The organism is Parapedobacter sp. ISTM3 (genome assembly GCF_016533505.1).
In the GTDB taxonomy this organism is placed as follows: domain Bacteria; phylum Bacteroidota; class Bacteroidia; order Sphingobacteriales; family Sphingobacteriaceae; genus Parapedobacter; species Parapedobacter luteus.
The window spans coordinates 321,944-335,561 of record NZ_JAENGN010000004.1 but is presented as its reverse complement, the minus strand read 5'-3'; the positions used below and the strand labels follow the sequence as shown (position 1 = coordinate 335,561).

At 50.6% G+C, this 13,618-nt stretch carries 13 protein-coding genes; 8 read left to right on the top strand and 5 right to left on the bottom strand.

The features are described from left to right. The coding region (locus JHJ32_RS08460) for a gliding motility-associated C-terminal domain-containing protein (protein WP_200120690.1) at window positions 1-319 on the top strand (319 nt) is incomplete at its 5' end. 1 nt (window position 320) lies between these two features. Beyond that, window positions 321-1,250, top strand: coding sequence for a PorP/SprF family type IX secretion system membrane protein (locus JHJ32_RS08455; protein WP_200120689.1), 930 nt, complete (start codon window positions 321-323; stop codon window positions 1,248-1,250). On the opposite strand, the gene JHJ32_RS08450 is transcribed toward JHJ32_RS08455, so the two are convergent. After that, the gene (locus JHJ32_RS08450) at window positions 1,247-3,145 is read right to left on the bottom strand and encodes a LuxR C-terminal-related transcriptional regulator (RefSeq protein WP_200120688.1); all 1,899 of its coding nucleotides are present in this window, start codon (window positions 3,143-3,145) and stop codon (window positions 1,247-1,249) included. The two genes, JHJ32_RS08455 and JHJ32_RS08450, sit on opposite strands and share 4 nt — an antisense overlap. Before the next feature lie 135 nt (window positions 3,146-3,280). On the opposite strand from JHJ32_RS08450, the gene JHJ32_RS08445 reads away from it, so the two are divergent. Continuing rightward, window positions 3,281-4,987: a WG repeat-containing protein gene (locus JHJ32_RS08445; RefSeq protein ID WP_200120687.1), complete on the top strand. Its 1,707-nt coding sequence runs from the start codon at window positions 3,281-3,283 to the stop codon at window positions 4,985-4,987. Between the two features lie 21 nt (window positions 4,988-5,008). Here JHJ32_RS08445 and JHJ32_RS08440 read toward each other — a convergent pair whose 3' ends face one another. Then, on the bottom strand, window positions 5,009-5,758 hold the full coding sequence (locus JHJ32_RS08440) for a hypothetical protein (protein ID WP_200120686.1): 750 nt from the start codon (window positions 5,756-5,758) through the stop codon (window positions 5,009-5,011). A 140-nt stretch (window positions 5,759-5,898) separates the two neighbouring features. On the opposite strand from JHJ32_RS08440, the gene JHJ32_RS08435 reads away from it, so the two are divergent. Continuing rightward, entirely contained in the window at window positions 5,899-6,849 is a 951-nt protein-coding gene (locus JHJ32_RS08435; protein WP_200120685.1) for a hypothetical protein, read from the top strand. A 12-nt stretch (window positions 6,850-6,861) separates the two neighbouring features. Here JHJ32_RS08435 and JHJ32_RS08430 read toward each other — a convergent pair whose 3' ends face one another. Continuing rightward, window positions 6,862-7,371, bottom strand: coding sequence for a hypothetical protein (locus JHJ32_RS08430; RefSeq protein WP_200120684.1), 510 nt, complete (start codon window positions 7,369-7,371; stop codon window positions 6,862-6,864). A 114-nt stretch (window positions 7,372-7,485) separates the two neighbouring features. Between JHJ32_RS08430 and JHJ32_RS08425 the strand changes: the two genes are divergently transcribed. From JHJ32_RS08425 to JHJ32_RS08410, 4 genes are read left to right on the top strand one after another with little or no spacing between them, the layout of a single operon-like run. Beyond that, window positions 7,486-8,343: a hypothetical protein gene (locus tag JHJ32_RS08425; protein ID WP_200120683.1), complete on the top strand. Its 858-nt coding sequence runs from the start codon at window positions 7,486-7,488 to the stop codon at window positions 8,341-8,343. A gap of 44 nt (window positions 8,344-8,387) precedes the next feature. Beyond that, window positions 8,388-9,647, top strand: coding sequence for a hypothetical protein (locus tag JHJ32_RS08420; protein ID WP_200120682.1), 1,260 nt, complete (start codon window positions 8,388-8,390; stop codon window positions 9,645-9,647). A gap of 1 nt (window position 9,648) precedes the next feature. Beyond that, on the top strand, window positions 9,649-11,031 hold the full coding sequence (locus tag JHJ32_RS08415) for a hypothetical protein (RefSeq protein WP_200120681.1): 1,383 nt from the start codon (window positions 9,649-9,651) through the stop codon (window positions 11,029-11,031). Continuing rightward, a complete protein-coding gene (locus JHJ32_RS08410) occupies window positions 11,031-12,083 on the top strand; it encodes a hypothetical protein (RefSeq protein ID WP_200120680.1) in 1,053 nt (350 codons plus the stop codon). The genes JHJ32_RS08415 and JHJ32_RS08410 overlap by 1 nt, the downstream gene beginning before the upstream one ends. Window positions 12,084-12,102: 19 nt before the next feature. Here the strand turns inward: JHJ32_RS08410 and JHJ32_RS08405 are convergent, their stop codons facing one another. Together JHJ32_RS08405 and JHJ32_RS08400 are read right to left on the bottom strand one after the other, a co-directional pair. Further along, complete coding sequence (locus JHJ32_RS08405; RefSeq protein WP_200120679.1) at window positions 12,103-12,600, bottom strand: hypothetical protein; 498 nt, start codon at window positions 12,598-12,600, stop codon at window positions 12,103-12,105. Next, window positions 12,590-13,540, bottom strand: a complete 951-nt coding sequence (locus tag JHJ32_RS08400; RefSeq protein ID WP_200120678.1) for a hypothetical protein — start codon at window positions 13,538-13,540, stop codon at window positions 12,590-12,592. The genes JHJ32_RS08405 and JHJ32_RS08400 overlap by 11 nt, the downstream gene beginning before the upstream one ends. Window positions 13,541-13,618 lie beyond the last annotated feature (78 nt).

The following is a 13,618-nucleotide window of genomic DNA, read 5'->3' as shown; positions in this document are numbered from 1 at the left end:
TACCGTAAAATCACATGAAGATATCACCAAAACCAAATACGGTATATCACCAAACGGAGACGGTATCAACGATTTCTGGAAAATTGATGGCATAACGCGCTATCCGGAGAACATTGTTTCCATATACAGCAGATGGGGAGACCTGGTTTTTCAGGTTCAGCATTATGACAACCGGTCAAAGGTGTTTACCGGAACAGCCAACCGGTTGACGAAGTTGGGAGCTGGGGTACTGCCTTCCGGAACTTACTTTTTCGTCGTACAGTACCGCGATCAGCAGGAGTTTAAAAAAGTTGAAGGGTTGTTGGTTTTAAGGCGTTAGCATGAAAGTTAGAAAAGCGGTATTCACACTGATATTCACCAGTGTCATTTGGTGCCAGCACACAGTATTGGCGCAGCAAACGCCACAGTTTCCCGAATATAATTACAATCCATTTTTGATCAATCCGGCATATGCGGGAATGGCTCCGGGATCTGTGGCCAGTGCGAGCCATAGTCGGTATACCCGTGATATTGAGGGTGCTCCCAAAACGTCAGCGCTGAGTATCCATACCCCTCTTGCAAGGGGTAAAATGGGGTGGGGTGCTGCTATTATGGACGATAAAGTAGGTGTTACCTCCGCAACGAGTGCCGTGCTGGCTTATTCGTACAAAATATTTTTCGATCTAAAGCCAAGTCGGCCCTACTGGGAGGTGTACGATGAGAACGTGTTTTCCTTTGCGATGACCGCAGGCGTAAGGCGTATTCATGAAAATCTTTTAGAGCTGGGGATTGAGGATGATCCGCTGTTCGCGGATAACCTATCGGAAACCATACCGGTTATCGGCGCAGGCATCCTGTACAATAAAGTCGGTTTTTATCTTGGCGTTTCCACGCCGGATTTGTTTGGCGGTAAACTGGGTTCCCAAAACCAATTGGAACTTTCAACGCCGGTGTACGGTTACACGGGCTACCGTTTCTTTACCGATCTGTATAAGGAGATCATGATCACACCCAGCGCACTGGTAAAATATGAGGACGGAGCCCCCTTGCAACTTGACCTGAACCTTTCAGTAAACTTCAAAGACAAACTTGAATTCGGAGCAGGATACCGGACCACCTCGTCCGCTAATATGCTGATCGGTTTGTACCCTGTTAAGCAGCTGCGTCTGGTTTATCATTACACGGTAGCTTTCAGACGATCTATTCTGGGGAACAGCCACGGGTTAGCCCTGTCATACGCTTTCGGCTACGATCGGTCGCGGCTTCGTTAGCGCAGGTGCCCTTTGTCAGTGGGTTTTGCCGCCAGGTTATCAATAAAGGTATCCAGACTTTCCTCTTCTGTCAGTTTCAGTTTCTGTTTGATACGGTAACGCGCCATCCGGATACTTTTTGGGGCAATGTTTAGCTTTACTGCTATTTCCTTATTGGTGAGCCCCATCAAAATATAGGAACAATACTTCAAATCGAGACGGGTGAGCCCGTTCTCGGCCTTCTGCTGCAGACCGGCGATAAAATCGGGATGTATTTCTGTAAATTCGGCCCGGATATCCTGATAACTTTTATCTACTTCATTGTTTTTGGACATCAATCTGTTGATTTTCTGGTGCAGCGGGTCGTTGCTGTCAAGGGACGTCAATTGTTCTCGCAGAGCCTTTAGCAGGGTGTTTTTTTCTTCCGTTTGCAGGGTTCCGGCGAGCAGTTCCTTTTCCAGCCTATCCAAACGTTCCTGCATCAATTTACGCTCTGCCTGCAAACGCGCCGTTTCTTCGGCCTTGAGGCTGGCTTGGAGCTGCGCTTCGTTCTTTTCGCTGGCCAGGAGCAATTGTCGCTGGTGAGCGGCCTTGAGTTTAAATCGATAGGAGCGGAACAGGAAAAACAACGCCATGAAACCAGCAATCATGAACACCAGGTAGTAGCGGTTCAGTTTTCTGGTAAAAGCGGCTTCCTGATTTGCCGCAGAAAGTGCCATTTCTTTTTTCTCCGATTGGTACTGTGCTTCGAGTTTCTGGGCAGAGGAAAACTTTTCTTCATCGAACAATTCCTTATCCAGGGTCATGTATTGCTTGTAGTAGGCTAACGCCTTGGTATCGTCCCCTTGTTTCTCCGCCACCCGTGCCAGTGCATTCACGATCCTCGATTTCATGCGCGGGGCTTTCTCCGTACTTGAAGATATTTCGCTGAGTGCCGACAGCAATAGGTTTTCGGCGAGGTCGGTACTCCCTTCCTTTAGGGCATATTCGCTCATGATACCATAACTGTTCCCGACGACCTCCATATTGCCGGTTTTTCTTCCGATCTGCAACGCTTTTTCCAGGTAGACGTTTGCCGAATCTTGATAAGAAACCGGGTAAAACTCATGGTATAAATTGGCCAGGTTCAGGGAAGCGATGCCGATGGTGCCGGGTATGGTGACACGGCTTTCATTGGCATGGGAAAAGGTTAAGACTTTTTTTGTGTAATGCATGGCAGAGTCCAGCAGCGTTTTTTGGGACGTATCTTTCCGGTACCGGTACAGGAAACTGATACCCATACTAAGATAAGCGTTTGAAATGGCGTCGGCGTCATTACTGTTAAGCGCCTCCGAAAGGCACAGGCTCGCAAATTTCAATTGCTTTTCCGGCCTTCTCCAATGCCCCTCGGCGGCAGCCAGATGATGGTAGATATTGCTTCTTACGTAAGCGGCTTGCTGTTCATGCAGCCCCTCAAGCATCCGGAGCGCCTCCAGCCGGTATTCGTAGGCTTTGTCCGTATTTTCCAGGTAGGACTCAAACCAAGCTTTTTTGTTCAATACCAGCCCTTTGGTCAGTTTGTCATCGGTTTGCGAGGCATACCACTGAGCGCTGTCCATAGCTGCAAAAGCAGGCCCCAGGCTGTCCTGTCCGGCGTAAATCGAGGACAAAGTTGAATAGATCAATGCGCCGCTCGGCTCGTCGTCCTTCTCATTAAGCTCCTTTGCTTTGCCGACAAGGAGCAGCGCTTCCGCGAATCTTTTCTGGATTGTCAGAATGTTTGCCTTTTGGCATATGGCAGCTATCCGTTCGTGCCTCGCAGCATCTGGATTGCTGATAATGACATTTAGCGAATCAATAACGGTGGACTGTGCCCCGGCGCTCCATGGAAAAAACAGCAAACAAAGCAACATCCCGAACAGTGACTTCTTGTTCATCCGGTAAAATTGGGTATCTTTCCGAAGAAGCGCAACGTTTGTAGACGATTTGTAGACAGTTTTCCTGAAACGTGTAGTCGTTACCTGTACGGGCAGCAGTTGGTGTGAAGCTAATAGACCTTTACATTTGTAAGCATGTGGATAAGCATTACAGCTATCAATGTGAAGGCAGATATGGAACTATTCGTGCATAAATGCATTGGATCAAAGCCCGTCGTAATAAAACTCACAAAAACCGTCGCTCATACCTTATTACTGACCGTACTAATCCAAACCGTTGCCGCACAAACGGAATATACTTATGGTTTTGTCAGCATCAGAAACAGGAACCAGCATATCGCCCCCGAGTATTGCGCCGCCGGTGTTTTTTCCGAAGGGTTGGCGGCGGTAAAAAGAGACGGGAAATGGGGATTTATCAATGCAGATAATAAAGCGGTTATCGGCTTCCAATACGACTATGCGCGCAGCTTCAAAGCAGGTCAGGCCATTGTGCAACAGGGCGATTTTTTTGGGGTGGTCAACAGGGAAGGAAAGCTTGTCATCCCGATTCGTTATTATGATTTAGTACCTTATGAGCTGGCAGGCAAACATTATTATATAGCTCGGGACAGCACTTTTTTTCAGGGAATCATTGATGCCGCGGGTGAAAAGGTCCTCCCCCATCGGTATACCTTTATCGTTCCACTCGAAGCAAACCTGGCGCTGCGGAGACTTTACGGCAACATCCCCTTTTATACGATGTACAGCGAAATTGATCCAGCTAAAGGTAGTTTCTATCAGCAGTTCAGCGAAGGTTTTGGTGGATTGTTTTCTGAAACCGGCCGCCAGGATATTTATGATGTGCAGTTCAATAAACTTGCATCAAAAAATGTTGCTTCCTATGCGGAGCATTTCAGTGCTTCCGAACTGACCAGTATAAACGACTATCTCGAAGACCATAAAACAGTGGATATTGCTCAGAAAAGGGAGTACATCGGTCGATTGCTGGACACTCCAGAGCTGTATAAGCCGAAGCCAATCAGGGAAAGGATTCCGACATCTGAAGAGGAGCTTAACACCTACATGGTTCGGATGGGATATGAAAAGTTTTCTGGCAGGGCAGGTAAAACCGGCGTAAAAAGGGAAAACAAAATCATCCTTCCGGCGAAATTTGATATCCTGAAATGGTGGGGCATGGCCGTGTTTTCGCCGTCTGAGGAGGCCGTCTCTTATCTGCAAGAGCATTACGCCGGCCGGTATGCTGACCGAGAGGCAGGTGTGTTTGCCGTACTGGGTATTGCAGCAGGCAACCGGGAAAATGGGGCGTTATATACAATGAAAGGCAAAAAAGTGATGGAACTTGAACACAACGTGCCTGAGCATACCCATTCTACCGGGTTTACTTATAGAAAGATAGAACGGGACACGGCATCGAAGCGTAGCGCCTATACATTCGGTTTTGTCAACTGGGAAGGGCAACACATTCTGCCGCCGAACTACGCCCGCATCAGGGTCTTGGATGACGGCCATCTATTAACCAAGAGGAAAGCGGAAACGGAAGGCGGATTGGAAGAACATTTCGGGCTTTATAATGCTTCTGGCGAAGCTATTATCCCGGAGGGTGTGTTTTCAGCTATCGAGCCCTTTGCAGGGAGTTCCGGCCTCTATCTTGCCGAATGGCACGAGACCTACCCTTCAATCACGGGACGCCTCCGGGCCAAGGCGGCCGAAAATAAGCGCTTTGCGCTGATTAAGATAGAGGAGGAAGCTTATTCAGTCATTAGCCTATTTACTGCGAGTACTGTCTATATCAGCGGGTTGGATGTTGAATCCGGCATGTTGCAGTATAAGAAAAGGCGCTAACCCGATGCTCCATTGCTTGGCTTAAAAATAATTATCTTCGATTAAACATACCCCATCTCGCAGCTCAGTGAACGAAATGACAAGCGTTTGGCCAGACTCCATATATCCTTCTAATGCTACGCCTTCACCCTCACGCTTGAGCAAAACGCTGTTCGCTCCCGAGAAAAGGCCATAGCAGCGGAAGAAATGCAACCCCATCATCATGGCCTCGGCTTTACCGATGAGGGGGACGTACAGCTGCGTTTGCACATGACCGCATTGCTCACAGGGCCCAAAGTCCGTATAGGTGTATACGATGCCGTTCTCAAAATGAAGGGTGTTTCTTGCACAAAAATCCTCGGTTTGGCCCTCGCACTTTTCGAACGTTACTACCGACAGGCTTTTAAGGTATTCTTCCCAGACCAAGCCGGACTTGTGCGACGTGTCCAGCGGTGGAATAGGCGCCAGGTAAGTGTCCAGTATGAAGCCTGACCGGCCGCCGTGCTTTATCCGCAGCCAATGGGATGCATGCTGGTACAGTTTCAGGTATTCGTCTGAAATCCACTTATCTTCATCGTGTTGGTAGAGGGCCACGTTGACGGTCTCACCATCCAATAACTCCTCAACGAGGATAAATTCCCCATAACCGGCGCGATTGATCGAATCGGCGGTTAGCGAAGGGGCTGCATAGATGATGAGCCCATCGGGATGCCAGCTGTATTTATCGGGTATGGAGTCCGTCAGCTGCGGTGTGTAAATGGCAGCCGTTGACAATAGGATAATGGATATCATCGTGCAGTCATTATTGCATAGTTTGGTATTTTATTGTGACTGCAAAGTTTACCTTTTTGCGTGGGGGAATAAATCCCTGAATTCAGGGGTTTTGGGCCGGATCTTTTTTGCATTATTTTACTTGTCTAACGCGCATTGCTATGAATACCAAGCTGGCTTACTGGATGGGACTTACGTTATTAGTAGTAGTATGGAGCTGTCCGGCTATCGGCCAGACCTTCGTGGAGCTGGAAGAATACGAAATCCGCAGCCTCGTCTTTTCCGGTCATATCGGCGAGGGAACGGAGATGCCGGTCACCTTTTGTCTGAATGTGGAAGACAGGTCATCCGGTCATTTGGGCTGGTATTCGGTATCAGGCTGGTACCAATACGACCGTCATAAGAAACCCCTCGCCCTGGCGGGTATCTACGCCAATCAGTTGACCTTGTACCACTTCAAACAGCCAGAACCAGCGGATACGCTCGTCCATTTCCTATACGACGACTATGATAGCTATTCCTTTTTTGACATGATAGAGAAGTATCATTCCATGGAGGGCTTTCTGGAAAAAATAACCATTGCATATGAGTACGGGACGTTTGAAAATCGTACGGTAAGTGCAAGGATGGTGAGCGGGGAATGGACCGATGGTAGAAAGCGCCTGCCCTTGCGGATCCACCGGGACGATATGGATGTTTTGCAGCATCATAGTTTGTTGAAAATTAAGTGCCAAGGCCACGATTTCCAGGTAAATCTAAAGGCATTAGGCCTTCCCCTGTTCTACCGGGGCGATCATTCCGTTGCTGGATACAACGTGGTGGACGATAAGCTACGGATTGTGCTTTCCTATGACCGCCCATCTAAAGCTTACGCTTTGGGGCATTGCGGTGCCGGCAACGAATCGGGATTCCTTTGGCTGGAATTGGATGAAAACGGGCGCCTGCTCCGTATGGAAGACTATTTAATGGATAGTTGCCTGTTGGGCCTCAGCTCACAACGGGGGAATATGGATGAAAACCGGGAAAATTACATCGTTACGGACGGGGAAGCGCAGCGCTTGTTGGTCTTTAACAGAGAGGCAATGGACTTGAAATGGGAAGAAGGAGGATGAAAAACCGATGATCTACAAGGGTTTTTCCGGATGCGCCGAAATCCGGAGAAACTCGTTCTTCGTCCCGGGAATAACATGGAGGTACAACTTCATTCCTTTGCGGAGGTCCATGAACGATACATCCTGAAAATGGATGACTTGTTTGCCTGTATTGATGTGGCAGTAGTCTGTTTTGATATAGAACACCAGCCCTACGCTGAGGCCGACGCGGTGATTTATTTCCAGTATGGTGGTCTCGATGATTTGTTTGGTGCGGGCACCGGCGTATTGGACACTGTTTTTGTAGAAGGGAACGATAAACCGGCTTCCCCACAGGAAAATCAGGAGAAACACTCCGGAAAAAATCATGGAGAGGGTATCCGGTTTGCCGTTCATAACGCTTGAAAAGGCATTGCGTAAAACGAAAATAGCGGCATATAATATGGGGACAAGGAATACCACCAAAACGATCGTCCTACCGATAACGGCTGTCCCGATTTTTCGCTTTTCTTCTTTCGTTATTTCGGCTTCAATAATCTTCATCAGTTACTTGAATGCAATAATAGCGGAAATGAAGAAACGGCAAAATCCCTAAAAGTAGGGGTTTTTCCGCGCTGTTATCCGATATACTTTTGAAAAAAGAAAAATAACTGCAACATGAACGTGCTGCTCACCTATACACTCGTGCTATCGGCTTCTGTTGTTACGTTGGCGCAATCCACAGTAGAAGTCCCGGGCGCGGAATACAGGTATCTTGATGGGCGGCAACTTTATGTTAACCGGGAGGGGAGGCAGTATATCGTGGATTTGCCTTTTGAGCGGGGTATGGGCGACGGCGGATGGGTGGATGGTGATATGATTGGCCTGAAGTTTTCAGCGGATGGGGAGACTTTGGTGATAAGTTCCCGCTACGAGGTAGTGCTGTACCACCCCGATTCCGGTCAGGTAAGCCGTATCATCGTGCCGGGCACACAAGTGGAATACGGGGAGGATGCCGTAAGCGGGACGTTGGGTGGATTGCACCATGATGGTATTTTTTTAACAGGTAATGCCGTAGGATACGGCTTGTTTTGTATGGATATAACGGACTGGAATCGCCCGTTAGAGCTGCTGCGTGTCAGTTGCGGGCGGGAAAATAACGGCCAGCCGTATCTCTTCCTGAAAGAAGATGGCCAGGGCGGGTGGGATGGTTTCGTGGCAGCAAGTGACACAGCTTCCTTGTCGCCCCACCTCCATGGGCATTACAACCGCACGTTTCCACTGCGCACCGTGTTTAGCCGGATGCAAGTGGACACGACTGCTATCTGGGATCCGCTCGAGAAGCCGATACAAACGCTTGAACTCCGGGACGCCGAGGGACATGTATTTAGGTTGAATATGCAGCGATTGGAGTGCGGTGAGGACCTCAACAATGCGGTACACACCGACCAAAAGCTTGGTTTCACTTGTCCGAACACCGAAATTGCGGCGAGCAGCGCGAGTGCTGAAACGGAAAAATTGACAGAAAATCCCTGAAAATTGGGGTTTTATGCAAGCGGTATTTTGTGTTGTTTTGGACGATGAATACACCAAAAGTATTTTTAATTGCCTTTTTACTGTGGGCGGGCAGCGCCGCCGCCTGCCAGAAGCCGCTATCTGCCGAAGCGGAAGAACAGCAATTGAGCGCGGAACTGGACCGTTGGATGGCTCCCTACCGCGATGAAAAGAAAGCGGAATTTGTAGGCTGGATGGTGGCGGGGGAAAATAATCCGGAGGCCGCTTTAGCGCACCCGGTAATCCGGCATATGCAGGCATTTATTGAAAAAAACAAGGATCGCTATCTCCGCCTGCGCCTTGCGGGATTGGAAACACTGCCGCCTGCGCCGGAGGCCTTTCCCGGCTATGAAGTGCTGGATTTGCAGGTGCTGGACAAATACTTTCAGCAAGATAGCGTTTCGGTGCGGGAAATAATTGACCTGACGAGCGTGCTGACTGCTGCGCGGACATTCGGCCCGGGAGGAACCCTATCTTCCGTAAACCTGATCCACATCGCGGTGTCGGACTACCTGACGCTGCAAAAGGGGATGCGATTGCAGGATTACGTTCGGCTTTATGGGTTGGGGTGGTTGTGTTTTGCCGATCGCATAAAGGACACGCAATGGAGCGTAGTGATAGTTAACCGGGCTTTTGTCATGAAATACAGCTGGGACTATGCCACGAACGGTATCGAACTGCTGCAGGTACTGGTCTATACCGGCGGAAAGCAGCAACCGGGGTGGCTGGCCGGACGGTTACCGAAGGCGTCCACCCCCCAGCAGGAACTATTGAACAAAATCGACGAGTTTAAATGGATGTTGTATGACGACTTCTACCCGGATTTTGACGACCGTGAAATCGAGGAAAGACAGCAGCAATTTCTGGCAGAAAACCGCGGGGCGTATACCGCCCTGCGCAATGCGGTACTCGGTCGCTATCCACCAATCCAACGGGAACGTTGGGCAGAATTTATGCAAGAAGACCTGGGGTTGACGGAAAAAATGCAATCCAACCTCGGGTTGTTTGACTCGTTTGGGGACCAAATACTGCCTGAATCGATTTCCATCAATGAATTGAAATATTCGCAGGTTTTGACGACGGCAGCGTACGTGATGACTTCCGATAATCTGGGCTATAATTGGGCGGCGGACTGGTTACTGGGGAGGGAGGTGTATGCCCGGCGGCTGGATGGAAACCTATGGGAAGTCCAGCTTTTCATGGGCGATGTTGCGTGCGGTTATCAATGGAATACCGCTACCGATGAACTCCATGAGCTAACCGTCAGGCGGAAAGAAAAGCAATAAAATGATGTTTCGTATACCCATCCTATTCGGTGCTGTGTGGGTCGTCTGCATCGTTGGTGCGCGGGCACAGGACCGGCATGCCATCGCCGTCAGCGGCCAGCAGCGTGCTTTGGTAGAGTTCCGGGGCGACACGATGGAAGTGATGATTCTATCGGAGAACCAAACCGATACCCAGGCGGTCGTGCTCGGCGAAATGGTCGCAACGGCTCAGGTGGAGGCAGCGGACTATAATGGTGATGGTTATGCCGATTTTTCGGTGCAATTCCTGGGCGATAGGTATCATACGCCGCACCGCTGGCGCATCTTTCTATTCCAGCCTTCGGCGGGCCGTTTCAGGGAAGTGCTGCTGCCCGAGGGCAATGGGCATGTGGGCCGGCCAACGGGCTTTTTGAACCCATATTTCCTGGAGGAGGAGGGAATCCTGTTTGTCCAGGCAGACTACACACGAGTCCTGCAGGACCAGCGGGAAATGTACCGGCGGCAAGGCTGGAAGTTCACGCCGCAGGGCGAAATCTACCTGGCTGAGTCGCTCCGCCCGGTCGAACAGGATGCTCCCTGGACAGCACTGGTGCCGCTCACTGCGGTGCACACCGTCTTCAACCGGGCAGGGGATACGGTGCACAGTGGGGCGGTATACCTGTTTTCGCCGACAGACGACATGGAGCCGGTCATCTTGCCGGTGGAACAGGAGCGGCTGTACCTGCACGATGCCCCACAACCCGAACGCCGGTCGGCGATGTACCTGGTCAAGGGCGATCATTACGAAGTGCTGGACTATGTGGAAAAAGGCTGGCTGAAAATCCGGTATGTGAACCCGGCACGCGGCAACATCGACAAATACATCACCGTGATGGAGGCGAGCAGCAACCGGTTGGACTTTTACCGGGAGGTGTTTGCCGCAAACGATGGACTCGAATTGACCGTTGGCGATCTGGGCATGGCTGGCGATACGGATAGCGTTTATGCCGCACTGCTGTATATGGGCGCAAAAAATTCGGGCACTCATCTCGAAACGTTCGAAGCCGAAGGCGTGTACCTCCTCTACCGGCCAAAAGCGGGCGATGAAGCGTACCGGGTGTGGCAGGTATCGAGCCATAAGCAGTCGTACCCTATCCCCGGCGCAGGGGAAGTGGCGATGTGGGCGGATAATTTCGTCGTTTGGAAAGATGGTGCTTATGTCTTGGACGGAGCAGCGGATGGGGGCATGTTCCTGCCATCGGATATCAGCCCCGGCGACTATGATTACCGGATCGCCATGGTGAATCGTCGGCATGACCTGGCACTGGTTTCCAATGCGGCGACACTGCGCCTACCGCTGCCCAAAGTCGTGTGGGATATACAACAAGAACAATATAGGGTGCAACCGTTATCCGATAATCATTAATGATGCTACACAACAAAAACGCTTCCGCCGACTTACCGATATCGATCCGCCGGACACTTGAGGAGCGGCGCGGGTATCACCATCGGTTTTATGCTACGTTTGTGGCTGTAACGGCTGTGTTCTTTTTGGTTTTTATTGCCATCGTTTGGAGTTTACGGAATGGCGGTTTACGGGATGAAGAAGCCGGGTTACAGGTTCTTCTCGTATTGCTTTACATGGTGTTTTTCGGAATCCCGGCGTATTTTGTTTTTTATCATCGCAAACGCCGCCGGGTGTTGGATGACTGCCTCAACAACCAGGGGTTTTCGCTGATCAGTGGCAGGCTGGATGGCATCCAGCGCCTCAAAGGGAAGCGGGTGCGCTACGTAATCGATGGCCGTCCGATTGAGGGCGCCCTGGCATTTATGGGCTTCAAAGCGTTCCAGAACACGCGGATCGTGGAGGTGATCTCCTGGAGCCGGCTGCCGATTGAGCTGTACCTGTTGCCCGGCGGATTGATCGCAGGTGCGGTTTATCCCGGTTCGGATGTGACCGAGCCCATCCGCAGGCCGGTAAGCACCGAAGATTGGCAGGTAATCGGGGGTAGCCTTTCCGGTATGTTGAAATTATATGCTGGCATTTGTCTGTTCGTTTCCCTGTTGCTAGTAGGGATTTGCTGGTTTATCGAATGGCAGGTCGGCGGGGGGTGGGAATACCTCGGGGAGATGCTCGTCGTATTCAATGGCGCTGTGTTGCTGCTTATGTTAGGACATGCACTCGTAAGCTGGCCGGAAATCCAGGCGTGGCTGAACAGGCACAATCCGGATACGTACGTCGAGATTTATCGCGGTACCCCAACAGAATGGTACCTGACGGTGACCCGGTACCGCGGAAACAATGCGGTAACATCGGTGTTCGATGGTTGGGTCCGGTTATGCGGCGGACTGCACCACATTCAGCATGACATCGCTGCGGCCGACCGGGGGCTGCTGGATCCGTTGCAAACGCCTGTGCATGTGGAGTACCTGGTATACAAAGGAAGATTGACGTTTTTGCGGAGTAGCTTGGAGTAGACGGGCTTCAACCGGGCTGCTATAAGCCAATCCCAAAGTCGTGGAAAGCAGCCAGGTTAATTTCCAATGACACCCTGTGGTTACCTAGGTTTGGAAAGCCATTTTCTTTTTCAAACTGATTATAGCCGTAATACAACCGTATAATGGAAGCTAAACTTATCCCTACTTTGGGGGTAAACATCCACGTGTATGTTGAAAAATCGGTGGGCAGAGACACATCAATACCTCCGCCAAATAGGATCATGTCGCCAAGGCCGAAATCGAAGCAGAGTTTGGGTGCAAGTGTAAAGGGGTTGGTCACATAGGATTCCACGCCCAGGGAGATGTCATAAAAGGTCATCGGAGAACGTTCGGTAAATTGATTGAACGAAATCAGGCCGACATCCACCCCCAGTTTTTTCTGCATGGACAAACCGAAACGGTTGGGAAACATAAATCCCGAATTCTCCTGAGCAGCAGCAGGGGCTATCAGGGCAAACACCGCAAGTAACGTGGTAAATAAGGTCTTATTCATCATCGTCCATCCGATAAGCGGCCATGATGCGGGTCAACTCCGGCGCAAGCAGCAGGTGATACACTTCAGGAGTTGTTTCTTCCAGTAATTTCGCAACACTGACGGTAAAAAGCGTGTCCTGATCGAGTATGGGGGTAAATGGCCTGAAGTTAAAATCGACCGACGTCCACCAAATTTGCATGGTGTTGGAATCGATAGTGAGCCGCTGGTTGCCGCGCAACCGCTGCCATAGGCTGTCGGCAACGGGGTCGCCGGTACCGATGGAGTAGTCTGCCGAAGAAGGCGGCAGCTGTTGCATAATAGCTTCCATCGATTCGCGGATTGGGTTTTCCTCCCCCGATGCTGAAGGCGCAAACCCGAGCCTATACTGGAGCGAAGGGATCGGCTGCCGCAGCTGGTACGTGAGGTAGGTCGTGACATACGATTGCGACATGCCGGCGTAACCCGGTACTTCACGGTGGGTATACGTCCAGTGCGCGCTGCCAAGGTCGGGAAGCAATGCAAACGTCGTGTCAGGTGTAAGTGCAAGCAGTCTCAGCAGGCTGGTGTCCGTTTCATTGACGGATAATTGCTGATTTCTCAGTGTCCGTGGGATAGGTGACGGATGCCGGGTTAGTGTGTCCAACAATCGGATAAAGTTTTGGCGGTGACGGTCGGACAGCTTCGGCCAGATTTCGGCAGTGACGGCCGTATCACTCACCACCATGGAAACGTCAAACGACCGCGATGGACCTCCAGCGGGTTGGGTAAGGCTGGCCAGTGCCTTCCACTCGTCTAGCAAGTGCGCGGTGTCGATCGCAGATGCGGTGGGTTTCAATTCAACGGAAATACGTGTTGCTGGTTGGGCGCTCCTGCTGCCGCCTTCTAATGCGCAAGCTTGGGCAACGAGTGCTATCAGTGATGCCAATAACAGGTTATAAATGGATGTTTTAATGATATTCATGATGGATACGCATAGTGTTTATTTAACGATGGACACGCCTGTGCTGGCGCGTTCACCGGAACAAATATCACCAATATT

Bases quoted from the DNA above. Each gene is read 5' to 3' on its own strand.
- JHJ32_RS08455 (WP_200120689.1), top strand. From the start codon at position 321: ATGAAAGTTAGAAAAGCGGTATTCACACTGATATTCACCAGTGTCATT.
- JHJ32_RS08450 (WP_200120688.1), bottom strand. From the start codon at position 3,145: ATGAACAAGAAGTCACTGTTCGGGATGTTGCTTTGTTTGCTGTTTTTT.
- JHJ32_RS08445 (WP_200120687.1), top strand. From the start codon at position 3,281: ATGTGGATAAGCATTACAGCTATCAATGTGAAGGCAGATATGGAACTA.
- JHJ32_RS08440 (WP_200120686.1), bottom strand. From the start codon at position 5,758: ATGATATCCATTATCCTATTGTCAACGGCTGCCATTTACACACCGCAG.
- JHJ32_RS08435 (WP_200120685.1), top strand. From the start codon at position 5,899: ATGAATACCAAGCTGGCTTACTGGATGGGACTTACGTTATTAGTAGTA.
- JHJ32_RS08430 (WP_200120684.1), bottom strand. From the start codon at position 7,371: ATGAAGATTATTGAAGCCGAAATAACGAAAGAAGAAAAGCGAAAAATC.
- JHJ32_RS08425 (WP_200120683.1), top strand. From the start codon at position 7,486: ATGAACGTGCTGCTCACCTATACACTCGTGCTATCGGCTTCTGTTGTT.
- JHJ32_RS08420 (WP_200120682.1), top strand. From the start codon at position 8,388: ATGAATACACCAAAAGTATTTTTAATTGCCTTTTTACTGTGGGCGGGC.
- JHJ32_RS08415 (WP_200120681.1), top strand. From the start codon at position 9,649: ATGATGTTTCGTATACCCATCCTATTCGGTGCTGTGTGGGTCGTCTGC.
- JHJ32_RS08410 (WP_200120680.1), top strand. From the start codon at position 11,031: ATGATGCTACACAACAAAAACGCTTCCGCCGACTTACCGATATCGATC.
- JHJ32_RS08405 (WP_200120679.1), bottom strand. From the start codon at position 12,600: ATGATGAATAAGACCTTATTTACCACGTTACTTGCGGTGTTTGCCCTG.
- JHJ32_RS08400 (WP_200120678.1), bottom strand. From the start codon at position 13,540: ATGAATATCATTAAAACATCCATTTATAACCTGTTATTGGCATCACTG.